18 protein-coding genes are annotated in these 24,220 nt (G+C 40.2%); 2 read left to right on the forward strand and 16 right to left on the reverse strand.

The window, feature by feature from the left end; translation table 11 throughout:
* Positions 1–87: 87 nt before the first annotated feature.
* Positions 88–921, reverse strand: coding sequence for a helix-turn-helix domain-containing protein (locus ACSU6B_RS18470; protein ID WP_410887465.1), 834 nt, complete (start codon positions 919–921; stop codon positions 88–90).
* 132 nt (positions 922–1,053) lie between these two features.
* Here ACSU6B_RS18470 and ACSU6B_RS18475 point away from each other — a divergent pair, with 132 nt between their 5' ends.
* Both ACSU6B_RS18475 and ACSU6B_RS18480 read left to right on the forward strand, forming a co-directional pair.
* Positions 1,054–2,142 carry a Gfo/Idh/MocA family protein gene (locus ACSU6B_RS18475; protein ID WP_410887467.1) on the forward strand — a complete coding sequence of 363 codons (1,089 nt, stop codon included), beginning with the start codon at positions 1,054–1,056 and terminating at the stop codon, positions 2,140–2,142.
* Positions 2,139–2,933 carry a sugar phosphate isomerase/epimerase family protein gene (locus ACSU6B_RS18480; protein WP_410887469.1) on the forward strand — a complete coding sequence of 265 codons (795 nt, stop codon included), beginning with the start codon at positions 2,139–2,141 and terminating at the stop codon, positions 2,931–2,933. Before ACSU6B_RS18475 ends, ACSU6B_RS18480 begins: the two co-directional genes overlap by 4 nt.
* Before the next feature lie 58 nt (positions 2,934–2,991).
* On the opposite strand, the gene nagA is transcribed toward ACSU6B_RS18480, so the two are convergent.
* The 15 genes from nagA to ACSU6B_RS18555 all read right to left on the reverse strand — a co-directional run bounded on the left by nagA (position 2,992) and on the right by ACSU6B_RS18555 (position 24,159).
* Positions 2,992–4,146 carry an N-acetylglucosamine-6-phosphate deacetylase gene (nagA, locus tag ACSU6B_RS18485; protein ID WP_410887471.1) on the reverse strand — a complete coding sequence of 385 codons (1,155 nt, stop codon included), beginning with the start codon at positions 4,144–4,146 and terminating at the stop codon, positions 2,992–2,994.
* 57 nt (positions 4,147–4,203) lie between these two features.
* A complete protein-coding gene (locus ACSU6B_RS18490; RefSeq protein ID WP_410887473.1) occupies positions 4,204–5,292 on the reverse strand; it encodes a GNAT family N-acetyltransferase in 1,089 nt (362 codons plus the stop codon).
* Between the two features lie 47 nt (positions 5,293–5,339).
* Entirely contained in the window at positions 5,340–8,486 is a 3,147-nt protein-coding gene (locus tag ACSU6B_RS18495; RefSeq protein ID WP_410887475.1) for an alpha-mannosidase, read from the reverse strand.
* Between the two features lie 14 nt (positions 8,487–8,500).
* Positions 8,501–10,276 carry a glycoside hydrolase family 2 protein gene (locus ACSU6B_RS18500; RefSeq protein ID WP_410887477.1) on the reverse strand — a complete coding sequence of 592 codons (1,776 nt, stop codon included), beginning with the start codon at positions 10,274–10,276 and terminating at the stop codon, positions 8,501–8,503.
* Entirely contained in the window at positions 10,273–11,043 is a 771-nt protein-coding gene (locus tag ACSU6B_RS18505; protein ID WP_410887479.1) for a sugar phosphate isomerase/epimerase family protein, read from the reverse strand. Before ACSU6B_RS18505 ends, ACSU6B_RS18500 begins: the two co-directional genes overlap by 4 nt.
* 74 nt (positions 11,044–11,117) lie before the next feature.
* A complete protein-coding gene (locus ACSU6B_RS18510; RefSeq protein ID WP_410887481.1) occupies positions 11,118–12,179 on the reverse strand; it encodes a Gfo/Idh/MocA family protein in 1,062 nt (353 codons plus the stop codon).
* On the reverse strand, positions 12,173–13,213 hold the full coding sequence (locus ACSU6B_RS18515; protein ID WP_410887483.1) for a Gfo/Idh/MocA family protein: 1,041 nt from the start codon (positions 13,211–13,213) through the stop codon (positions 12,173–12,175). The genes ACSU6B_RS18510 and ACSU6B_RS18515 overlap by 7 nt, the downstream gene beginning before the upstream one ends.
* 21 nt (positions 13,214–13,234) lie before the next feature.
* Positions 13,235–14,032 (reverse strand): DeoR/GlpR family DNA-binding transcription regulator, encoded by a 798-nt coding sequence (locus ACSU6B_RS18520; protein ID WP_410887485.1) that lies wholly within the window; start codon positions 14,030–14,032, stop codon positions 13,235–13,237.
* Between the two features lie 37 nt (positions 14,033–14,069).
* On the reverse strand, positions 14,070–16,541 hold the full coding sequence (locus ACSU6B_RS18525; protein WP_410887487.1) for an alpha-mannosidase: 2,472 nt from the start codon (positions 16,539–16,541) through the stop codon (positions 14,070–14,072).
* Positions 16,541–18,364 (reverse strand): MBL fold metallo-hydrolase, encoded by a 1,824-nt coding sequence (locus tag ACSU6B_RS18530; RefSeq protein ID WP_410887489.1) that lies wholly within the window; start codon positions 18,362–18,364, stop codon positions 16,541–16,543. Before ACSU6B_RS18530 ends, ACSU6B_RS18525 begins: the two co-directional genes overlap by 1 nt.
* 55 nt (positions 18,365–18,419) lie before the next feature.
* Entirely contained in the window at positions 18,420–19,769 is a 1,350-nt protein-coding gene (locus ACSU6B_RS18535; protein ID WP_410887491.1) for a protein O-GlcNAcase, read from the reverse strand.
* 40 nt (positions 19,770–19,809) lie between these two features.
* Positions 19,810–20,730, reverse strand: coding sequence for a class II fructose-bisphosphate aldolase (locus tag ACSU6B_RS18540; RefSeq protein WP_410887493.1), 921 nt, complete (start codon positions 20,728–20,730; stop codon positions 19,810–19,812).
* Positions 20,731–20,771: 41 nt separating this feature from the next.
* Positions 20,772–22,286, reverse strand: a complete 1,515-nt coding sequence (locus ACSU6B_RS18545) for an FGGY-family carbohydrate kinase (RefSeq protein ID WP_410887495.1) — start codon at positions 22,284–22,286, stop codon at positions 20,772–20,774.
* A gap of 38 nt (positions 22,287–22,324) precedes the next feature.
* The gene (locus tag ACSU6B_RS18550; protein WP_410887497.1) at positions 22,325–23,200 is read right to left on the reverse strand and encodes a carbohydrate ABC transporter permease; all 876 of its coding nucleotides are present in this window, start codon (positions 23,198–23,200) and stop codon (positions 22,325–22,327) included.
* On the reverse strand, positions 23,197–24,159 hold the full coding sequence (locus ACSU6B_RS18555) for a carbohydrate ABC transporter permease (RefSeq protein WP_257208684.1): 963 nt from the start codon (positions 24,157–24,159) through the stop codon (positions 23,197–23,199). Before ACSU6B_RS18555 ends, ACSU6B_RS18550 begins: the two co-directional genes overlap by 4 nt.
* Between the last annotated feature and the right edge of the window lie 61 nt (positions 24,160–24,220).

Below are 24,220 nucleotides of genomic sequence, written 5' to 3' on the forward strand. Positions count from 1 at the left end.
TGTAATATTATTTAAAATTAAAAATGGAGTATCTAAAAAACGATACCCCATTTTCGAAACTGTTCTATTTATAGTTGTTATTTACGTTTACATATCGTTCTTTTTTCTATACTCACGGGGAGATAGCCCTATATACCCTTTAAATTGCTTGTTGAAGGCACTTAATGACTGAAATCCGCTTGCAAAGGCGAGATCGATCATACTTTTATTCGTAGAACGAAGTAAATCACTTGCACTTTGTATCCGCAATCGGTTGAGAAACTCATTAGGAGTCAGTCCTGTCAACAGACGGAACTCTTTAAAAAACATCGTTCTCCCCAACCCGACCTGCCACGACAGTTTTTCGATATCTAAAGGCTCGTGGTAATGATCAAGCATGTATCCCACGGCTTCAACTATTTCAGAAGGTGGTAACTTAAGGTTATTCGTAGAAGAAGTTTCTTTAACAAACTGATTCACCTGTAACAAAATATCAATAAAATACATGAATTGATGAGTCGTCCAAGTATCTGTCATTTGCTCCTGAGCTTCCATCGCTAAAGTCGCAGCCTTTCTTATTGCTTTTGCGTAAATCGTGTGAGCAGGTATTAAAGGCTGTACACCTTGCGCAGTATAGAAGGGCTTAAGTAACTGATTTCCATCTGGAATTTTATGTACAGCAGAGGGTGTGAACAGAACTAGAATACATTCAAACGGTTTATCAGGCTTAGAAAAACTCCAGTGCGGCTCAAAAGGACGGCAGAGGAACACATCTCCTGGCTGGCCGAGGTAGGTATGATCATTGAACCTATATTCCAGCTCGTTTTTAAGCACAATTCCAATTTCTAAACAATCATGAACATGCAAATCATGCTCTTCATCTGAGCCCCAGACTCGGCAAAATGCAAACGATCGCTGCAAATGTAAATGTTCTACGTACATTTTTTCACCCCCTAATCTATTTTATCAAATTTTCCATTGTACAAAATGATGAGTTTTAATCTAATTTTGAGGAGAATCTAATTTTTTGAATGTGGTAGAGTTTAACTATTATTGATAACAGAGGTGAGAATTTTGAGACTATATATAATTGGTGCGGGCGTTATCGGCCGTACACATGCAGAAGCAGCTAGTAAACTTTCAGAATCGATTAAATTGAGAGTGGCCGATACAAATCCTAATGCACTAGCTGCTTTTTGTAATCAGTTCCCTGATGCCATTGGTTTTACTGATATTGGAGAAATGCTCAATTTTGAAACAGCAAAAGAGGATGATATCGTAATCGTCAGTACCCCCCCATTGGCACATTTAGATCCAACAAAGTTGGCACTCGAGTCTGGTCGTCATGTCCTATGCGAGAAACCTCTTGCTATGAATTTGTCACAAGCCGAAGAGATGGTTCAGCTCGCGGAAAAGCATGATCGGTTATTAGGATGCTGCAGCGTCCGTTTTAAAGGTATGCCGCACATGGAAGCAGTCAAAGAATTCATTCGCTCTGGCCGTCTTGGGGACATTTATCATGTTACCTTTGTAAACAAATGGGAACGAAGTCGTTCCGGGATTGAATATCAACCTGCCAGCCGCTGGTTCCTTGATTCAACCCAAAGTGGCGGAGGTGTCCTAATGGATTGGGGGCCTTACGACTTTGCCACGTTGAACGACATACTTAATCCGAATGTAATAGAAGTAAATTCTGCTTGGATGGCTAAACCAATTACAGAAATTGACCCCACCGATACACCATTTGATGTTGAAACACATGTTGGGGCATCCATGACGTACATCTGCGATAACCATCCGGTCCATGTTCATTACGAACGTGCTTCATGTGCTCATGGTGAGGAGTACGTAAGGGCGGAAATCGAAGGGACACTAGGCTCAGTTAAATGGACTCCCTTTGATTCACGCCAGCCTGTCTTTAGTCGATACGATAAGCAGGGACAAATTGTTGAAGAGCAGGTTAAAACTGGTCCACGGAGTGAGTTCACCATTTTTGATAACCCGCTTCTTCACTTTTACCGGCAAGTGAGAGGCCTAGACTCACACGCTAACGTGAATCAACAAGTTCTAAATAACTTTCAATGCATAACCTCTCTATATACTGCCGCAAAAATAAGTGAAAAACAAACGATCGACCTAGTTCAGAAGGGAGTAATTATTTGAACATTCAAGGAGTTTCATCAAATATGTATGGCTGGGTTGAGCGTTGGAAAAGGGACGGCAAAAAACCTGAATGGGAGGAGCTATTCCATGCTTGTGCGGAAGCCGGGCTAGATGCTGTAGAAATCGATGCGGATACTGAAAAACTTAAATTAGCACGTTCCTATGGATTGGCCATTTCAGCCTCCTATATTGGTCTCCCTTTACATGTTCCATTCAACGATCTTGAAGTGGAGCAATCTGTGCTGCCATATGCTGAACGCTTAGCCACAGCTGAAGGTTCTGATTTGCTGTTAAATGCTGATCCACTCAATTGGAAACATGTCATTGCCAAGTCGGAGGATCATTTTAAGCAGCAAGGTGAAAACTTATCTCGTATTTCTGAACTTGTTGCCCCATTGGGGTTAAAGGTTTGCTTGCATAATCATGCCGCTGACAACCACAATGCCGTAGGAGACCTGCGATCGGTCATCCAATATGCAGATCATTCTGTAGGACTTTGCGTTGATACCAGTTGGGCCCATGTATCTGGGTGCAATCCAATTGAGTGGGTTAATACCTATCCTGATCGAATTCACGCCTTTCATTTACGTAATCAACAGGGGAACGTGCCATCCGAAGACCTGCTTGAAGGAGATATTGATTTCTCCGTCCTTATGGCTTCAGCAGCGTCAATTCACTATAACGGCTGGCTGGCACTCGAACTATGGCATCCTGAAAGTATTCAGCCTTGTCGGACGATGGGTGAGGATGTTCAACGATCAATAAACTATTTACGGAGTTTTCTTACTTAAATTAAAAGCATGAATCCATTTAGATGGATTCATGCCTTTTGTATTGAGAAACCATAGCTTAGGACCGACTATATACTATTATCCCATTTACAATTGTCCACAGTACCTCGAATTGGTCATTCAAAAGAACTAAATCCGCGTCTGCGCCGGGTTCAATCCGGCCTTTATTTGGCATGCCCAGTATATCTGCCGGTGTCTGTGTTGCCATTAAAACAGCGTCTTTTAAAGGGATTCCCGACTGAACCGCTTTCTGTAATGCTTCATTCATTGTAACAGTGCTTGATGCAAGTGTACCGTCAGTTAATTTTGCAACCCCATCACTCACCTTAACTTCATGCCCACCGAATAAATAAGTTCCATCACCCATACCCATTGCCTGAAGAGCATCTGTAATGAGGACCATTTTATCTGCTCCTTTTTCCCGATAGATCAGCCTTACGATCGCTGGGTGAAGATGTACATCATCCACTATAGCTTGTACACTAACGGAGCTTTCCTCGAATGCAGCGATGACCACCCCTGGGTCACGATGATGAATGGGCCGCATTCCATTAAAACAATGGGTAACATGGCTGGCACCACTCTGAAATGCTAGTTTTGCCTCTTGGTAGGTTGCGTCAGAATGAGCAATCGCCGCAATGATTCCTTTTCCCTTTAAAAAACGGATCATTTCAAGACCACCAGGTAACTCTGGTGCCAATGTCACCATTTTGAGGAGCGAACCGGAAGTCTCTATAATCGATTTTATTTCATCCAGATCAGGATGCCTCAAATAGCGCTCGTTTTGCATCCCTTTCCGTTTCACATTTAGATATGGCCCTTCTATGTGGAGGCCAATTAGCTGAGCCCCAGGTTCTTTACCTGCTACCTCTTTTACATTTTTAATCATTTTTAGAAGGTCATCTAATGTGGATGATACAGATGTAGCTAAGAACGACGTACATCCTGTTCGAGCGCAGGCTCTGGAAACGGCTTCCACACTTTGGATGGTGCCGTCCATCATGTCAAACCCTTCTGCTCCATGTATATGTACATCGATCATTCCAGGGATAAGGATTTGCCCATCTCCATAGATAACGGTATCAGCTTTAATTACAAAGGATTCCTCATCATTATGGACTGATTCTATTTGTCCATTCCGAATAAGGAGGCATCGAAGCTTCGGTTCAGCATCAGATAAGAAACGAACGTTACGAATTAAAATAGTATCCATGATTTACTCCCCCCTTTTTTATGGTTTAATATTACTCATTTTTACTTCTTTCAATATCTATACATAATTTAAGCCTTCAGGGAATGGAAGCGGTATCGGAAAAATATCGTTTAAATAACCGTCTAGCTTTGGATCTCCTTGAAGGATTAACTTTTCTAAGGAAATGTTATCTAAGATGATTGACTTTTGATTAAAAATTAGTTTTTTGCTGCTGTTATCCACATCTACTATTTTGACTTTTCCACGGAAGAAAGGCTCTGCTTGATTTAACAACAAATCCAGGTTAGTAATTTTAATCGTCCCTGGGTACGGAGCATCTGTTTTTTCTAAAGAGTTTAGTAGTTTGTTAATCTCTTTTTCATGCATAGGAAATGAACATTTTAGTGATTTTATTCCACACTGGAAAGAATTCACTAAAATGGTTTGGATCGCTTGCGGTTCCCCGCCCCATTCAATGACTCGCGCTAGCTGATCACCAGAACCTAACGAAGAATTAGGAACCGCCAAAACTACAAATCCCTTTATTGCATTTTCAGATTCAGCAACTAATATCTTGTGTTTCATCTTATGAATACTAGCAAATCCAGCTGCCTTATATAGGACGGAAAAATCATAAATACTTTGTTCAACATAAACAGGACGAGCATGAAGTAATTTTCGTAAATAAAACCAATCAAACGGGGATAATTCCCTAACTAAGTAGCCTTCAGTACCTAGTAAATCTCCCTTATTTATTTCGTATTTGTTTAATTTGCCGTAGTAAGAACAGCCTGCTTTTAGATACATTGGTAAATTGCCGGATACAAACAAGATAGATGCTTCAGATCTCTGAACATGGGTCAAAATCTTATCTAAAAGCAAGCTGGCATAACCTTTCTTACGATGATTCGGGTGTGTACAAACAGCTCCAATCGAATAGGCTTGAATCTCCGCATCTCCTAGATGGATGATAGAAGGCACTAAGCCAATATAGGAAACCAGTTCATCATTTATAAAAGCGCCATAGGATTGATTTAGTTCACGTGAAAATACTTGGGGGAAGGCTTCCCCCATCGATTTATGCTCCTCATCCCGGAACACTTTGTCCGCTAATCGTATCGCTTGTTCGTACTCGAACTCCGATTTTAGTAATCTAACATCTATCATCTTGCTCTCCATTCTATTATTTAGTGCTATGAATTCCGCTTATATCGTTAGAACCAGATTTTAAATGTCTTAATTTCATATGGAGAGACAGAGAAAGTAAGGGTTTGATTCTGATAGTCCGCTTCCTTTTCTTCTTCTTCTATTAAGTTGCATTCGACCGCTTTCTTAATTGGTTTTGCAAAGGAGACATTTGTTTGATTTCTATAGTGCTTATATTCATAGAAACGTACGATGATTGCATCATCGACTTCTGCTTTTTTGACCGTTTCTAATAGAACATTATCATTATCAATTTCTGCAAATTGATTTGTTGCTGGTAAGCTTCCATTCTGATTAGCTTTAAGTTCACCTGCTAATAATGGAACATTTAAATTGTAGGCTTCTTTAACAATATTTCCCTCGCGCCAGTCCCCTTTATGCGGCACTAAGCTATACGTAAATTCATGAATGCCTCGATCAGCTGTCTCGTCAGGGCTAATTGCAGATTTGATTAATGTTAAGCGTAAAACATTGTCTTTGACATCGTGACCATATTTACAGTCATTTAATAAACTCACCCCAAAGTTCCCTTCGGACATGTCCACCCATTTGTGGCCGACCACTTCAAAGCGGGCATGGTCCCAGCTTGTGTTCCAATGAGTTGGGCGTTCAATATTCCCAAACTGGATATCATAGGTTGCTTTTGTTGAACGAATATTCACAGGGAACGCGACTTTTAATAAGGTCTGTTTCTCCTGCCAATCCACCACTGTGCGGAAATCAATTCTTGGTGAATTTTTATAAACGCTGATATATTGTGTGATCGTAGAATCATAGAATTCCCAGATGAATTTTAAGCTTCCGCGAATTGGACCTTCTTCATGCACCTCTACTGATGCTAAACGATCAACCTCACGCATTTTTTCTTGGTAATAGAGGTCAATATCCCAAGCATCAAAATTCATCGGTTTATCTTCAAATGTCTGTAGGACGTTCCCCCTTGCCCCTTCAGCAAGGACTTCTCTGGCATAACACTTATCAAATAAAGAAGTAATCTGACCCTTTTCATTGAAACGAATTTGATAAAAATCATTTTCAATATAATCTTTCTTCACAACAAGACTGGACTGTAATACTGAACTGTTACTTAGTCTAAAGGTTTTATATCCTAATGCTGGGACGTTTTTAGCTTGTATTAACACCTTTTTGGTATTCTCTTCTTGGATTACTTGTGCTGGGAAAGTATTTCCTTCTTCATCAACAATGGTGGTTGTCTCCGTAAAAATTGGCGACACAGGCACTTCAATGAAACCGTCCCGTTGATATGAAAGTGAATTATAAACAATTATGCCGTCCTGCTCCATTTGAATGTTTTGTTCAATGGAACTTTTCGCTTCATTAATAACCTTTTCTCCAATATTTTGCACAGCAGCATAATCCCTGCGTGCATCCTCATTTACTTGGCGAATCGATGAACCCGGCAAGATGTCATGGAATTGATTAAGGAGTAACATTTCCCAGCCTTCATTTAAAGTAGCATGTGGATAATTTGACTGAGCTGTTAATTGATCAGACAGCACACTGAGCCATTCAGCATTATGATAGATAAATTCCGCTTTACGATTTGCCCGTTTTAACGCTGCTTGAGATGTATAGGTCCCCCGGTGGTACTCTAAATATAATTCCCCATCCCAAACTGGTAAGGTTTTATCTTTCACACGGTCTCTTAACCGTTCAAAATAGGGTTCTGCCTTATCCATTTGGACTCTTGGAAGCCCCGGTAGATTTTTCATGGCCTCAGCCGATTCAATCATGTCTTTTGTTGGTCCTCCGCCGCCATCCCCCCAGCCAAAAGCAAGTAATAGCTCATCATTTACTTCCTTCTGCTGGTAGGCATCCCAAATCCCTTTCACACTGGCCGGTTCAACCATGCCGTTATATGTGTACTGCTTTGCTCCCTCTTCAGGAGTCGTAATAAAATGCGTGAACATTTCGGTTCCATCGATGCCGCGCCAATTAAACGTATCAAATGGGAATCTATTATATTGGCTCCAACTAATTTTTGTAGTCATAAAAGAGTCAATTCCACTCTTTTTCATAATTTGCGGCAGTGCCCATGAATATCCAAACACATCTGGAAGCCACACAACCCTTGTATCCACTCCAAACTCTTCTTTCATAAACCGTTTCCCAAACTGGATTTGGCGAATTAACGACTCTCCATTTGGGACATTTGTGTCAGGCTCAATCCACATACCACCCGTAATTTCCCATTCACCAGTTGCTATCTTGTCTTTTACTTTCTCAAATATTTCAGGATAGTCTTCTTTTAAATATTTGTATAATTGCGGGGATGTATGGATGTATCTGTAATCAGGATATTGGCGCATTAAATGTAATACCGTTGAAAATGTCCGCGATGCTTTTTCACGGGAATGAACTAAACGCCATAACCATGCCATGTCAATATGTGAATGGCCAAGTGCGGTTACTAAAGGTTTTAATTCATCCATTTCCCCAAATTGATCGACCTTTGATTTAAGGAATTTATATGCTTCATGGATGGATTGATAAAAGAATTCTGAACCGGGTTTTAAGAAATCAATTTTTAAAATAGATTCATTTAATAATTGAAGCATCTTTGTTCTTCTTAAGTCATTTTCATCAAGAACTTTTACTGTATTTGCTAGTGTGTAAGCTAAATAGTAGTATTTTTCGGTTGGTACATCCACACAGGCAAGCCTTGCTGTTTTAAATCTTCGGCGGTCAGGAGGATTTAATACACCGCTCCATGCTTTTATGGCAATGTGAATCTTATCATTTTGCAGAAACTCTGGCGGCAGCCATGCCTCTTCGTGCCAGACATCAATGCCTTGCAGTGGAGTGCCATTAACGTATAATAATGATTCTGCAGTTGATCCACCACCGTCACGCGGGCCTACTAAAAAGTGTAATACTAATCGTTCATTCTTCCATTCTTTTGGTATTGAAACCGTTGTTCGGAACCAAGCAGATTTATCATAGCCACCCCAAGCATCTCCAATCTGGAAGTTCTTCCAGTTTCGGTCATCAAAATCAGGTGTATAGGCGTATTTATCCTCTTCACCAAATTCCCATTCTTTATATTGAAAAGCTGGAATTTCTTTTGTTTCTTTGTATATATACTCCTTCAATTCTGCTAAATTTTTCTCGATTTTTTCAACTGTAAAATACAAACTAATCACTCCTGTCATTCTTTTTCAATAAAGGTTAGCTTTTTACCCTCATTAATTTCACGAATAATGTTTAGGTCAACCTTTGGCTTGCGGTCATAGGTTAAAAGTCCATTAATTTCTTGCTCGACGTCTGTGATTTGGGTATAACAGAATCCCTGTACAAGTGGTGACTCTAGTAAACTAGAAACAACATGATAGTAGCGTTCAATAAAATCATCATCGTTCGATGCAGAGGTATAGCCCCACCCCTGCCATTCGCTTTTCTTATAGGCGATTCCACCAAACTCCGTCACCATAATAGGTTCATCATGATATTGAAAACCTTTTACATATAATGACCGATCTGCTGGAGTAAACTTTAAGACATTCTCAAGTTCTGAATAACGTTCCGTTAAAACCTTCTTTTCGCCTGCATAGTCATGGATTGTGAGGATATCTGAAATCGTATGCTCCCAGCCATCATTTGAAATCACTAAACGGGAGGAATCAATGGATTTTGTCAAATAATACATACTTACTAAATGATTGGCCTGGCGTGGATCCCGTTTTAATCGCGGCACTCCCCAGCTCTCATTTAACGGTACCCAGGCAACGATTGACGGATGGTTATAATCCCGTTCAATCGCTTCCTGCCATTCCGATGTCATTCTTTTTACTGACTGATCTGTAAATGTATGACTGTTTGCCATTTCACCCCAGACTAGCAGCCCTAGTTGGTCAGCCCAGTATAAGTACCGCGGTTCCTCAACCTTTTGATGTTTTCGAACCCCATTAAAGCCCATTTCCTTCGTTAACGCAATGTCTCTTTTTAAATCTTCATCCGTTGGGGCTGTCAGCAGGCCTTCAGGATAATACCCCTGATCAAGTACAAGCTTCATATAATATGGCTTATTATTGAGCTCGATTTTTCCATCATGTATCGTTATTTTTCTCATCCCAAAATAGCTTTGTACTTTATCTAAAAGGACATCATCTTCTTTTAGATAGAAATTTACTTGATAAAGGTTTGGAGTTTCTGGGCTCCATAGCTTTCCTTCGCCGTTTGCAAAATCTTTAAGAGAAACACTGTGCTGATTTTTCCGCTGAACAGGATGGACTGGGATTTTTTCATTGGCAATCATTTGGCCATCATAAGAAATTTCTACTTCGAGTTCTTGTTTTTCCGTCCTATTTTGAACTAGGTATTCTATCGCTACTTCACCAGAATCAATATTTGGTGTAATTTTTACTCGCTCAAGGTAGGCTAGACTTACCGGTTCAAGCCATACTGTCTGCCAAATGCCTGTAGTTCTGGTGTAGAAGATCCCGCCCGATTCCTGTTCCCAGTATTGTTTTCCACGCGGCTGTTCCAAATCAGTCGAACGATCCTCTGCTCTGACCACTACACTATTTTCTCCATTTAAAAGAGCATCGGTTATGTCAGCATAAAACGATGTATGTCCACCCTCATGGGACCGAACAAATCTTCCGTTAACCCAGACGGTTGCTTGGTAATCAACCGCTCCAAAATGCAGATGAATCTTTTTATCCTGCCATGCTTCTGGAATGGTAAAGCAACGTTCATACCAAACAACATCATGGAATTCTTTTATTTCAATTCCACTTAATTTTGATTGAAATGCATATGGAACGGTAATTTTTTGTGAATAATCGTGATTTAAATACCATTCTTCTCTCAACCCGCTATTGTTATCATCAAATTCAAAATTCCAATGTCCGTTAAGATTTAGCCATTCGCTTCGCGTGAAGCCTGGCCTTGGATATTCCCAACGAGGAGTTACTTTTGTCATTTCATCGATGCCTCCGCTAATAAATGTTTAAGATTATCTACATTAATCGCAAGACTTTCATATTGATCACCTTCAAATTCTTCTTGCTCCACTGTGTACCACTCAACACCAAATTCTCTTGCGTCGTTAATAAGGGATGCAAAATCAAAGAGACCTCTCCCAACTTCTGTTCCTGTCTTTCTACCGTTTACAATTTTCATATCTTTAATATGAAGTGACACGACTCGATTTTTATATTTTCGAATGATTTTTATCGGATCATGTTCTGCAAAGCTAGCCCAATAGCAATCTAGTTCCATTTTCACTAAATCGGGCTCTGTATTATCAAATAACAACTCAAGCCCAGTTTTATTTCCAAATTTTTTAAATTCAAAGTCATGGTTGTGATAACCAAAAATAAACCCAGCTTTCTTGCACGCTTCTCCAATTTTGTTTAAGGTTTCTGCTGTTTTCTTATAATCATCAGCGGTCTGCCTCATTTCCTTTGGAATAGCTGGGCAAATAATTAATTTGTTTTCAATTGTTCTATGATATTCAAAAGTATCCTCTAATTCATCATCTAAAAGTTGATGGATACCTACATGTGCTCCAGCAACCAAAATTTCTTTCTCATCTAATAATTGTTTAACTTTATTGGCTGGAGTATTATAAAAGCCCGCAAACTGAATCCCTTCATAGCCAAGATCAGCCACTTTTTGAATCGTCCCAAAAAAATCCTTTTCTGCATCTTTCCAGACAGAAAATAATTGTAAGCCTATTTTACTCATTGAAAGCTCAACCCCTTTTTAAAAAAAGAAGCGGTTAAAGTTAATTAACCGCTTCTCTTTTCTGAATGCACCAATTAAACAGTTACATTTTCACTTATTTTAATTGCCTCGCCCTTTTCGGCCGACTCATAAAGCCCATTAATGATTTTCTGAAGGTAGACACCTTGTATACCTGTACTTAAAGGTGTTGGTCCTTCTAAACACGCGTCTACAAATCTCTCAAGCTCTGTTTCATACCAGTCTTTCTTTGACAAGTGAGATGGAGTAATATCTATTAATGTATCATGCTTTTCTTGATAGATTTTCAGTGGAAAAACATCTGCCCCCCCTTTATCCCCCATTAAGGAAACATTCATCACATCATGTTTTTCCACATTCGCGGCAAAAGCAGTTTCTAATAGGATCGAAGCTCCATTTTTAAAAGTGATCATCCCACGGGCCATATCCTCGATTGTGAAGTTTTCCCAATCCCATGCTCCCAGGAGACCTACTCCTTTTTTGTTCCCAAGCTTTTGGTATGTTACACCAAATACAGTATCTGGTTCAGGATAACCCATCAAATATAAAGCAGTATCCAGCATGTGTACCCCAATATCAATTAATGGTCCCCCACCCTGAAGCTCTTTGTTTGTAAACACACCCCAGCCTGGAATTCCCCGTCGTCTCATCGCTGTTACGCGTGCAGCATAAATATCACCAAGTTCTCCCCCATCAATAAAGCGCTTTAACACTTCTACATGTGGAGCATGACGGAAATGAAAACCATAGGTTAAGATTTTTCCAGCCTTTTCAGCAGCGATTGCCATTTCCTCTGCTTCTTTAGCAGTCATAGCCGGCGGCTTTTCGCATAAAACATGACAACCTTCATTTAACGCGGCCATTGTTGCCGGATAATGGACTTTATTGGGTGTACAAATACTCACGGCATCTAGTTGAATATTTTCAAGCATTTCTTTATAGTTTGAAAATACATGGGGAATGTTGAATTCTGTTGCTAATTTTTCCGCCTTTTCTTTAATAACATCACATATTGCTACAATTTCTACCTTTTCTCCGCATTTTAAATAGTTTGGAATATGTGCTGCTGTTGCAATGCCACCTGCACCGATAATACCCACTCTTAATTTCTTCAACATTTTTCCCCCCTGATTTTAACCTTGTGTTTTATGGTCATTATTTCAGATGTTTCTACTCTTCGCCCTTGAGCGTGTGATCGTACTGCGGCCTGATTTATTAACGTTAATCCTTGAACATCATTGTCTGTAATTGTTGGAACATTCCCTTCAATAATGGAGTTTACCCATTGTTCCATTGGCAAGGGAAGCGCGTCTGGCAGTGTTTCCGGAGTAATCCACCCTACGCCTAGCTGTTTAGATTTTAAGCGGACCTTATCATCTTCTATTAATAATGCTCCTTCTGTTCCATAAAGTTCTAGTTGAAAAGGGCTACCACTAGAAAGAAACCCTGTTTCAATTGTTCCTAAAGCACCACTTTCATACTCAATGATGGCAACTGAATTAACATCTACTTCATCCTCTGATTGTGGCTGTAAACGAGCCGTCACAGCTTTAACTGGTCCTGCTAAGCGATTTGTCAAATAAATCGGGTGTGCACCAAGGTCAATAAATGCACCTCCACCGCACTCTTCCTTATTAAAAAAGTGCTTAGGAAGCCATCCGTTTGGATTTCCCTCTAAAGGAACCGCACCATTATGTGCTAACCGACAACGAATAGATGTTAGTTTCCCTAAAAGACCTTCATTCAGGACTTGTTGAGAATATAAATAGTAATTCTCAGTGAGCCGAGGTAATGAAACCATCAATTTTACATGATTCTTTTTCACTGCTTCATAAATTTCTTTACAATCTTGAACTGTAAAGGCGAGTACTTTTTCCGTAAAAATGTGCTTTTTATTTTCAGCAGAAAGAATAATAATCTCTTTATGAAGGTTTGTGGGTGTATCTACTATGACAGCATCAATCTCAGGGTTGGTTAATACTTTCTTTAAGTCTTGTTCAAAGGGTACTGCAAGTTTTTTTGCCCATTCTTGACCGCGTTCAACATTTTCATCCCAGACTACTTTGATCTTAATTTGTCCATTATCCTTAGCTTGACGTGCGTAATCGTCCGCATGCACGTGCCATTTGCTTAGCAAAGCAACATTAATCATTGGATCCCCTCACTTTTGGTCTTAAAATTCATTTATCTCGTCTGATACAGGTACAACAAGAACTTCCACACCTCTTTTTTCAATTTCCTTAAGAATCTCTTTATCGGCGAGTTCACTAGTAATAAATATATCTGTCTCATCAAAATTACAAAAAGAGGTTAATCCTGCCTTTAGAAGTTTACTATGATCAGCCACCACTACAATCTTTTGTCCGGAAGAAACCATCGCACGTTTGATTTCTGCTTCATACAAATCAGAACTCGTAAAACCATGGCGTAGTGAAATGCCTGATGTTCCTAGGAACACATAATCCGCATTGTAGTTTTTCAATTCAATTTCTGCCTGTGGACCAACGAGACTCATTGAATTTCGTCTTAATTTCCCACCTAATAAATAGATAGAGGCGGTTTCGTCCTTGCTGCATTCTTCAGCTACATCCATGGCATTGGTAATGATCGTTAAATTACTGTTATCCGGTAAGTTTTTCCCCACATACCAGTTTGTTGACCCTGCATCAAAAATGACAATTTGCCCTTCTTTTATCAAATGAGCTGCTGCTTTCCCAATTGAATCCTTTTCAAGTGAATATTGCAGTTTTCGTTTATTTACTGGAGGAATCAAGGAATGGTTCTGGTCTTCTTCAATCAGGATTGCCCCTCCGTAGTTTTTCTCGGCAATTCCTTCTTTTCCGAGCTGGGTGAGGTCCCGTCTGATCGTTTCCTCTGATACATGCAGTAATTCGACAAGATCAGAAACTTTGACACTTTTATTTTTTATTAATAGTTCTTTAATAACCTTCCTTCGCTCTGCCACAATCATTTTGAAATACCCCTTCTTGCTCAAATAAGCTTTTTACTTAATCTTCCCATTCCAGTAAATTGTTTTCAACTATTGATTTAGATTGATCTTTTGGGATCCGGAATGTTTTTATTTCTGATGGTTTAAACTCTGTATTTATGGTTCGATCCCATTTTGGAAGACTGATAACGGCAGTAGTCGCTTCATTGGATGTTTCATATGCCCGCACAATGAGATCCTCATTGTCTTCTGCTTGCTTGATAACACTTACAATGACATTTTCAACATCAACAGACAAGAAGGAATCTCTCTGTGGAAGTGATCCTTTATGATAGGTTTCAATGATACTAATAGGTTTTTGGTTTAATTCAGCTGCACGTTTTACGGTACCTGCTGTTTCCCAATTTCCTGAATGCGGCAGAAGGGAGTATGTGAATCTTTGAATTCCCTGGTCAATAAATGAATAATATCCGTTCTCCTCCGGAACGATTGGATCATGATGTGCATAGATTGGGCTGCGAAGAACAGTCATACTCATTTCCTTGTTATGTATATCAAAGCTGTACTTGCCATCATTTAATAAGCTTAATCCGTATCCTTCCCCAGTTGAAGGATGAGATCCAGAGGTATCAATCCAATTTTGGCCCGGTTCTTCTTCACCATTCCCCTCTCTGACAATATGCCCGTACGGAATTTCATAGGTTGATTTTCTAAAAATAAGATTGACAGGAAACTTCAGTTTTAGTGCTTTAAATTGTTCCTGCCAGTTTAATGAGCAATGGACATCAATCTGGTCAAGCTCCTTATACATAGTAAAGTCCTGAACGAGAGTTGATTTACCAAATTCACTAACGACACGAATGACAGATTTTACTGGCCCATATTCCACTAACCTCACGCTCACCGCTTTGAATGTGCCCGCTTCTTCATTAAAACGAAGGACATTGTGGGACCATGTGTCGCTCTTGTCTTGGATAACAACAGGTCTTGCTGCTGGTCCACTGAGTAATTCTAGGTCCTTTTGTTTATCAAATAAGCTCGTAACAAAGCCGGTTTGTGAATCGATTTCAACCCGGAAATGGTCATTTTCTAAGATTGTTTCACTTGCTTTGAGTGATGTGAATTCCTTAATCGCATGACGACGGACAATTTTATAAACCCGGTATCCCATAGAAGGAAGCTCGGCAATGAAGCTTACACGGGATCGACCCCCTGCTGTTGCCTGTGATTGAACCGTTTGCATTGGAACTTGATTTCCCTCTTCATCTACTAAAATATCTCCCGGCTGTAATCCCCCTACTTCTTGTTCAACATTTACTTTGCTATTCCAGGAATGAGGATTAAAGATAACGAGAGGTTTCATTCCTTCTTCTTCTTCAATATTAATCCTCCAGGATAACGATTGAATCGCGTAGTTTACACCTCTTTTGGCAATCGACATCGCTTCTCCATGCATATCCCGTGCATCATCATAGGCTACTTCTAAACTTGTACCGGCCAATATGTCATGAAACTGATTGAATAATACATTTTTCCATGCCAGTCCGTATTCAGTAACCGGATATTTTTGCCCTGTGGTCCAATTTGCAAGAGCCGAGAATTTTTCAGCTTTTATCAGTGCATTTTCTGCTTCCCGGTTCCATTTTTTAATTCCTGAGTGAACAGAGTAACATCCGCTTGCATGGTGCTGCAGGTCATCATGTACTACTGGAAACGGAAGATTCTTTTTCATGAGTTCATCAAAAAATTTATTTGGTGTGCTGAATACGAGCTTTGGAAATGATGAGTCTTCATTTAATTGTTTAATGCTTTCGATATTTTCCTTCGTCGGTCCGCCGCCGTGGTTACCCACCCCGTAAAAGGTCATTAAATCATTAAAAGGTGCTTTTAATTCATCGGCATTTCGACGTATATGTTTCTCAAGTTCCTTGCCCCATGTGCAATATTCAAATGGAATACGGTACGTTAATACACGAGATCCATCATCTGATTCCCACCAGAATAACCTTCCTGGAAGACCTTTTTCCTGCGGACTTGGGCGCATGAAAATATAATAATCCATGCCGCTTTTCTTTAAAATTTGTGGCAGCATTCCATGATGTCCAAAGCTGTCGACATTATAGCCAACCTTTGCCGTCACCCCAAATTTCTCTTGGAAATAACGCTGGCCATACAATCCCTGGCGTACAAACGATTCTCCGCTTGGTATATTACAATCAGGCTGGACCCACCAGCCACCGACAATTTCCCAGCGGCCTTCTTTAATACGCTGTTTAATTTCTTCAAACATTTCCGGTTCGTTGTTTTCAATCCATTCATAGTTAGCGGCAGAACTATTCGTGAACACGAATTCAGGATACTCGTTCATCCTGTCGAGTGCAGAGCGAAAGGTTGCTTTTGTTTCCTGGAACCCTTCCTGCCATTGCCATAGCCAAACTGGATCTAGATGAGCATTTCCAATCATATGTAAAGTTTTCTCTTTTGTTTTCGGCAATTGTTTTTCTTTTGTAGCAATCGTTTTCTCTGTCATTATTTGTCCCCTCCTAAAACAGGCTGATTTTTAATCGTTACAAGAGCTTCAGCATGCTGCCCAAAATGATGTTCCCCAACGGTAAGATCAACAGCAATTCGTTCTCTATAGCCAGTAGTTCCTAGAGGAACTGTTATGGTTGTTGTATATTGTACTGTTTCCATTCTAGGCAATTTCGCTTTAAACTCATCTTTATCGACAATCCAGTTGATTGGTGTAATCATTTTTGCAAAAACCTCTTTTTCTTCATGAAACGGGTTTTTTATTTCCACGGTTACTGAAAAAGTTTTTCCTGACTGAACCTCCGTCTGGTAGGGGTGAATGATGGCTCCAAAGCCTTCAGCCCCTAAATCTAGCTCATTTAAAGGCAAAAGATCTCGATGGAGTTGTTCAAGTACCTTCCCTTTTTCATCAATTCGCTGAAGAAATTCCTCGGTAACAAATATGGGGTCCCAATGCCCGGAAATAAGAATGTCGGGATTAACAGTTTTATAGAGTTCTGCGCTATCAATGTAATCCCATATTCTGAACTGGTTATGATACACATAATTGAATTGTCCGTCGTCCCCTTGATACTGATCTCCAATCGCGAGAACTCGTTTCCCATCGACGATAAATTCAATCGCAGCCGCATATAAAGTATGACCTGACTGCTCATAAAAAGTGAATTCGAACTCTTCCCACTTAATTTTTTTATTTAATGGCAGCTGTCGATCCACAGGGATTGGGTCGTACCACAAACATGGCAAATCATACTTTTGGGGATTTTCGAGAACATCTGAAAAGTTTTCAGGACACCAAATCTCCGTTCCTTCTACATCCCTCAATAAATTGAGTCCAGCCACATGGTCATCATGGTAATGCGTTGGAATGACAACATCTATTTTTTCGACCCCATATTGTTCTTTTAACTTTGATAAAGTGTATAACCAGGGTCTCCTTGAAGCTCTGTCACTTCCAGCTGCGATCCCGCCAATAAAATCGTAACCAAAGTCAATCAACAGGGCTTTGCCGCTTTCAGAAAGCACTACATAGGCATGGGACATGCTAGTATTGTTTTTTAACAAATGGGGTGTAATTTCTTCATAGGGGTTTTCCCTCAATGTGAATAGCCTTGGGTTGTGATTTCTTTGTTCCATCAAATCTGCAAAACGCTCAATGAGGAGGTTAATAGCTTCAGAAGCGGGCTCCATTATTTGCCCATGTGAGGGCAAAAGCAAATCAGGATTTCGGTCTTTTAGATCCAAAAGGGAAAGAACACTTAACGCAATCCCCTCACCACCATTGTACGACCATTGTGTAGCCGACATCGACCAAACCTTGCCTGGTGCATAAATTAAATCTCCGGTAAATGCTGCCAGCTTACCATCAAATTCTGCTATGACTGTAATCGAACCAATGGTATGGCCTGGAGTAGGAATGATCGTTAAAGAGATACCGTTAATGACATGTGTGGAATAATCTTTTAAAGTTCCATAAACAGGTACAGATTGAAGCAGAGAAAAACGATCCTGGCGCATATTGTAGTTGTTAGTGATTTCCCGGGCCTTCCAATGTTCATCGATATGATGAAATAAGTCTTGTTCAATATGGGGCACCCAAATTCGTATCCCTTCCTGAACAGCAATAGGCAGCCCCTGGGCCTGGTCGCGGTGATGATGTGTCATAAAAATATCTGTTACGTTCTCAACCCCAATCGAGGACAGATGCTGAAGAACATTTCCATCTCCAAAGTCGATTAAGACCGCAGTTACTCCGGTCTTAATCACGTATACATTACAAGCATCTTCAAATAAGAAAAGATTTGTTGAGATTTTTCTCATCCCTAGGTACATCCCCTTATATCTTTAATTAAAGATATTTACACATTCGTTTTTTTCAATCAACTTTCGACTCAACATACTCAATCAATGGAAGGAGTATGCTTCCTGCATATCGTTTCGGATGTCTCCGTATTTCACTGACCGACTCCTTAAGCCAATTGAGTGGAGCAGTAATATCCTCGTTGTTTTCCAAAGCCCTTAAAACCGCAATGGCCCTTCTCCCTGCCCATGCCAAGCTTTCCATTATTTCAATCCATGGAACAAGATTATTACGCAAGGCGTAATTAGACATTCTGTATTTAAGATGGTATCCAGCTTCATCAAGTGAATCCAGGTAATCAAACAGTTTTTGGACGTCCTTACTAACGGATGCTGCTTCACCTGAGCGAAGGCTAAAAAGTGCCTTCTTTGCCAACAGGTCCAATAATGCTGCCTCTGGATAACCAAGACATGAATACAAAGAATTCTCAGCAAAGAGTTTTATAGATTCGTAGCTTTCCTCTCCAGCGATTGTTTTCAATGCTTTTTCCCATGATAGCCATGGTTCATAGCAAACTGGGTTTTTGAAATATTCGGCGAAGGTTAGCAAAGCTATTTTTGAAGCCTCTGCCTGGCTCATCGTATTGACGATAAACCCTTTACACACTCTCGGAAGACTAGATTCACGTCCGGTAATCGGACCGATATGCATCTCACTCTCCATCGCTAAATCATTCACTGGATAGTTGTCCCAAATAACCGGTTTTCTCTGGACTGCTGCGGCAAAGTCAGCTGTGTCCTGTTCCGATATGGTTTCAGAACAAATCTCTGGTCCTGTATAAAAGATATCAATCTCTTGGTCTAATCCTTTTCCTAGTTCATGAATATAATCACTAAATGGAGCCCTCCCATGGTAATCAGTTGGACAAAGTGATAACTTGCATGATTTATCGAGCGATTTCAACCAATGGAACAATCTGTTCGCAGTATAAACATGTGCTCCAGCATAACTATTAAACATTAGTTGTTCTTTTTCATGATGGAATTCAGCAGCAATGTCATCGAGCATAATCATAAAATGTCTAACTCCAATATCATAAAAGGCTTGATACTTTGATGTAATCAATCGGAAATCTTCTTCAGATGCATAATTGATTGAAACCCCTGATCCGATCGAATAGCAGAATTCTATCCCTCGATTCATTGAGTGTGCCACTGTTTCAGTAAACTGTTTCATAATGAAATCTGGATAAGGCTCCCGCCAGCGGGCACGATGCTGGCGATCATTTTTGGGTCCGTAAATGTAAAGATTAAAGCCATGATCTGCAATAAAAGAGATTAAATCATTTCGTTCGGGAGCCGTGTAGAACACACCATAAAATCCTTCAATGATCCCTCTTACTGGAAAATGGGATGATCCTGTCATCTAATACCTCCCTTATTAAGTGGTTAACCTTTTCCTCAATTTAAGCCTGAAATCTTCCAGCCTGATGCGCACTCCCCAGAAAGTTCTCGATTTTTTCGATTACTGTTGCCTCAACTGCGTTTTGTGCAATTTCTAACTGCTCCTTTGAAAGTGCTTTGCATTCCTCGTTTGTCATCCGTTCTTCTTTTCCAAGGGATTTTAGAAGGGCAATCTCCAAATCTGTTGCGATATTAACTTTACTGACACCGCCATTTGGAAGCTTAGTGGCTTCGATGATCATTTCAGCCGGAACACCAGATCCACCATGGAGAACTAAATGAACCGGAGTTAACTTACGGATTTCCTTTAATCGGTCAAGGTCCACCTTTGGCTGTCTAACAAGATAAACACCATGGGCGGTTCCGCATGAAACGGCCAATGCATCACAACCGGTTTCATTTACAAACTGCAAGGCTTCAACCGGATCCGTATACAGTTCCTCATCCTTATCGGTTTCCACAAAATCCGTTGTCCCGATTTTTCCCAACTCTGCTTCAACAGAAACTCCTTTTGCATGGGCATAGTCAACAACTTTTTTACTGATTAATATATTTTCGGCTAATTCATGCTCAGATGCATCAATCATAACGGAAGTAAACCCAGCCTCAATAGCATCCTCAAGCACAGAGATTTGCTTTGTATGGTCAAGGTGTAGAACGACAGGAACCGTAACGTTCTCCTCTTCGACTGCTTTGTAAAATTCTTCTGCAAATTCAAACGGAGTAATCCCATACCGTTCCAATTCTTTTTGTGAAATCTGGACAATCAACGGTGATTTCGTCTTTTCACCCGCACGTAAAACAGGGCGAATCATTGGAGTATACCGTGGGGAGAAAGAGCCTATTGCATAGCCCTTTTTTTCTGCTTCCTCTAGTGCTTCTTTTAGCGTCAATACATTGATTAATTCAGTTTTATTTGTCATAATCACGAGCTCCTTAAATTAACTATTATTTTATTACTTTTTCATCCATTCGTTGGGGACGATGGGAAACTACGATAAAAGTTCCGTAATTGTTCCTGAAGGCCCATATACCCTTCTTTGTACAAGCATTTATATTCTTGATGGAATTCCTGATTTGGTACTATTTCCTGGGAGTGTATAAATTGGATTGCCGAAACTGCTTCCTCCTCGCACTTATAAACTCCGGTACCAATTCCTGCCGTTATAGCCGCACCAAGCAGGGTTGCTTCATTAATTTCTGGAATGGTTAACTGACAGTTTGTAATGTCTGATTTTATTTGCAGCCAATATCTGTTTTTCGTCCCCCCGCCAACTGAAATCATTCGGTTGATCGGATGTCCAGATATTCTTTCTGCAGATCTGCGAATGGATTCCAATTCATACGCTGTACCCTCCATCATTGCTTTCAAAAGATCTTTACGTTGATGAGATGCCTTGAGACCAATGAAAGCTCCTCTTGCGTATGGGTCGGGCTGTGGTGAGCCACTTCCGGATAAGTATGGGTAATATAAAATACGTGATGGACCCTCTTTCACCTCTGTGCAGAGAGACATAATATCTTCATAGGACATTTTCTGATTAGAAAACTGTTCCCTGAACCATTCAATTGAACCTCCAGAGGCTGAAATCCCTCCCATCCAAAAGAAGCGGTCCCGCACGATATGACAGCCAAAGGTCATACCAGAAGCGTAATCCATTTCTGTAAGCAGCTTCTTTTCAAACGTTCCTACCATTGTCTCAGCTGTTCCGATAGAGTCGAATACGATTCCTGGGTTTATCGCACCAACGGCAAGGGCAGCAACGAGGTGGTCATGACCTGTAATTGTGACAGGAATCCCCGGGGCTATTCCTAGTTCAACAAGCTCTTTTGATTGGGTTACACCCATTTTGCTTCCGCTCGGCAATGCTTCTGGAAACAATTGTTCCGGTAAGTTAAAATGCTTCATCCAGGGCTGGTCCCATGTTAGATAATCAATTCGAAACGCATATGTTCTTGCAGCCAAAGAATAATCAGTAGCAAAATTCCCTGTAAGCCTATAAGCAATATAATCGGATGCAGACAGCCAGATTGCCCCTTTTAAAATATTTTCATCTTGCTTTTTTAATTGCAATATTTTTGCAAGCCCATACTTGTAGCTGTTATGGAGTCCTGTTTTTTGAAAGCGATCAAAGGGTTTATCCTCATTCGATATCTCCGCTGCTTCAGCTTCTGCAAGGCGGCTGAACCATGGAATGAAATTAGTTCTTGGCCTTCCTGTGCTCCTGTCCAGCAGCAGACCGGTTTCAGCCATACTGGTGATACCGATTGCCGAAATCTTTTCCTCACAGCCAACTAAGATTTCCTTCAGGCAGCTTGCAATATTTCCCCATATTTCTGTAGGAGAAAAAAACGGATCACCTTGTTGGTTATAATGAGTAATGGTAGGACGAACAGCTATTTTAATGACTGAACCATCTTCCTTAAAAAAACCTGCCTTGCAATGAGTTGTCCCAATATCAATACCAAGTAATGCCATTGATCAAACAATTCCTTCCATAAATTCCTTGTACACCATTATCCTTTAGAACCAGCTGTTAAATTCATCCCTTCGATAAAATAACGTTGGAAGAAGAAGAAAAGCAGGATAACCGGTAGTAGAACCATGATGGATCCAGCCATCAAAAAGTTCCATTGGGTGTCATTTTGTCCTTTAAATACTTGCAATCCTAATTGCAGCGTAAACAGTGACTCATCATTTATGAATAGCAGAGGACCAAGAAAATCGTTCCATGCACCATTAAAAGATAAAATCGCAACCGTGGCTATCGCCGGTTTTGAGAGTGGCACAAAAATTTTCCACCAGATAATTAAATGGTTAGCGCCATCTATTTTAGCTGCTTCAATTAATTCATTTGGTATTGTTAAAAAGAATTGTCTCAGCAAGAAAATGAAAAAGGCACTTCCAAAGAATGCAGGAAGGATTAACGGTAAATATGTATTTAACCAGCCCAATTTTGCATATAGAACATATTGAGGGATTAATGTAACGAATCCAGGAATCATCATTGTAGCTAGGACGATCCCAAACAAAACATTTCTGCCTTTAAACTGGATCTTCGCGAATCCGTATGCGATAAACGAGTTAGCGAAAACATTCCCAAGTACAACGAGAGAGGTTATAAAAAGCGTGTTCATGGTGTATTTCAAAAATGGACCTTTTTGAAGAGTGATTAAATAGTTTTCCCAATGCCATTCCTTTGGAATGAAGCTTGGCGGGTATGTCATAATTTCTTTCATATCCTTCAAAGAAGTGGCTATCATCCACCAGATTGGAGATAAAATTAACAGGCTTCCAGCAATGAGTACGAAAAGTACAATGAATTGGCCCATTTTTTTCTTGAACTTTACACTTTCAAAATAATTATTCTGCTTTTGGGCTTTTACACTCATTTCCGATCCTCCCCTTCATAATGTACCCAGCGTGGGGCAAGCTTTAGGTTGATTACGGTTAACACAAGGATGATGATGAATAAAACCCAGGACATAGCCATCGCATAGCCCATATCAAAAACCTTGAATGCCTTATTCCACATATGCAAATTGAAGAATACCAATGAATTAGCTGGTCCACCTTCTCCATTCTTACTCATTACGTAGGCTTCCTGAAAAATTTGGAAGGCTCCGATTGTACTTGTCACGATATCAAAAAAGATGACTGGGGTAATCATTGGCAAGGTTATATGAAAAAACTTTCGAAACGAACTTGCGCCATCAATCTCAGCTGCTTCATACAAAGACGGTGATACACCTTGAAGGCTTGCCAGGTACAAAAGCATACCTCCACCCACACTCCACATTTTCATAAAAATTAAAGCGTTCTTTGTCCAAGAAGGATCTGTCAGCCAAGCAGGACCATCAATTCCTATAAAGCTCAGCAAAGTATTTACCAATCCTGAAGATGGGCTTAATAGCTGCATCCAAAGCAAATACACGCCCACACCGGAAAGAACAGCCGGTAAATAATAAATTGTTCGAAATACTCGCATTCCCCGTATTCCTTGATTTAATAGAACGGCAAGCACGACAGCCCCAGCCGTTGTTAAAGGCACAGAGACGACGACAAAATAAAGCGTGTTTCGCAGTGAGAGCCATATGATTGGGTCATTAGTAAACATTTTTTTGAAGTTATCAATGCCGATAAAATCCATCGTCGAAGTAATGTTGAAATTGGTAAAGCTGCCATAGAGGGAAAATAACAGTGGTCCAGCCATGAAAAATAGAAACCCAATGATCCATGGTGCAATAAAAAGGTATCCTTGCAATCCTTCTTTTCGCTGTAACGAGGCCTTTACTTTTGATTTTTTTAATTTTTTTGTAATTACTGGTTTGCCTGAAATCATTCTTTCCATCTCGTTCATCCCTTCTTTCAAGGTTAAACAATCAGGGAGCGAAATGAAGTCACTCCCTGAA

This window comes from Neobacillus sp. C211 (assembly GCF_051842875.1).
GTDB lineage: Bacteria > Bacillota > Bacilli > Bacillales > Cytobacillaceae > Neobacillus.

Excerpts from the sequence above, each read along its gene's own strand:
- ACSU6B_RS18470 (WP_410887465.1), bottom strand. The coding sequence starts at position 921 with ATGTACGTAGAACATTTACATTTGCAGCGATCGTTTGCATTTTGCCGA.
- nagA (WP_410887471.1), bottom strand. The coding sequence starts at position 4,146 with ATGGATACTATTTTAATTCGTAACGTTCGTTTCTTATCTGATGCTGAA.
- ACSU6B_RS18490 (WP_410887473.1), bottom strand. The coding sequence starts at position 5,292 with ATGATAGATGTTAGATTACTAAAATCGGAGTTCGAGTACGAACAAGCG.
- ACSU6B_RS18500 (WP_410887477.1), bottom strand. The coding sequence starts at position 10,276 with ATGACAAAAGTAACTCCTCGTTGGGAATATCCAAGGCCAGGCTTCACG.
- ACSU6B_RS18505 (WP_410887479.1), bottom strand. The coding sequence starts at position 11,043 with ATGAGTAAAATAGGCTTACAATTATTTTCTGTCTGGAAAGATGCAGAA.
- ACSU6B_RS18510 (WP_410887481.1), bottom strand. The coding sequence starts at position 12,179 with ATGTTGAAGAAATTAAGAGTGGGTATTATCGGTGCAGGTGGCATTGCA.
- ACSU6B_RS18515 (WP_410887483.1), bottom strand. The coding sequence starts at position 13,213 with ATGATTAATGTTGCTTTGCTAAGCAAATGGCACGTGCATGCGGACGAT.
- ACSU6B_RS18520 (WP_410887485.1), bottom strand. The coding sequence starts at position 14,032 with ATGATTGTGGCAGAGCGAAGGAAGGTTATTAAAGAACTATTAATAAAA.
- ACSU6B_RS18525 (WP_410887487.1), bottom strand. The coding sequence starts at position 16,541 with ATGACAGAGAAAACGATTGCTACAAAAGAAAAACAATTGCCGAAAACA.
- ACSU6B_RS18530 (WP_410887489.1), bottom strand. The coding sequence starts at position 18,364 with ATGAGAAAAATCTCAACAAATCTTTTCTTATTTGAAGATGCTTGTAAT.
- ACSU6B_RS18535 (WP_410887491.1), bottom strand. The coding sequence starts at position 19,769 with ATGACAGGATCATCCCATTTTCCAGTAAGAGGGATCATTGAAGGATTT.
- ACSU6B_RS18540 (WP_410887493.1), bottom strand. The coding sequence starts at position 20,730 with ATGACAAATAAAACTGAATTAATCAATGTATTGACGCTAAAAGAAGCA.
- ACSU6B_RS18545 (WP_410887495.1), bottom strand. The coding sequence starts at position 22,286 with ATGGCATTACTTGGTATTGATATTGGGACAACTCATTGCAAGGCAGGT.
- ACSU6B_RS18550 (WP_410887497.1), bottom strand. The coding sequence starts at position 23,200 with ATGAGTGTAAAAGCCCAAAAGCAGAATAATTATTTTGAAAGTGTAAAG.
- ACSU6B_RS18555 (WP_257208684.1), bottom strand. The coding sequence starts at position 24,159 with ATGGAAAGAATGATTTCAGGCAAACCAGTAATTACAAAAAAATTAAAA.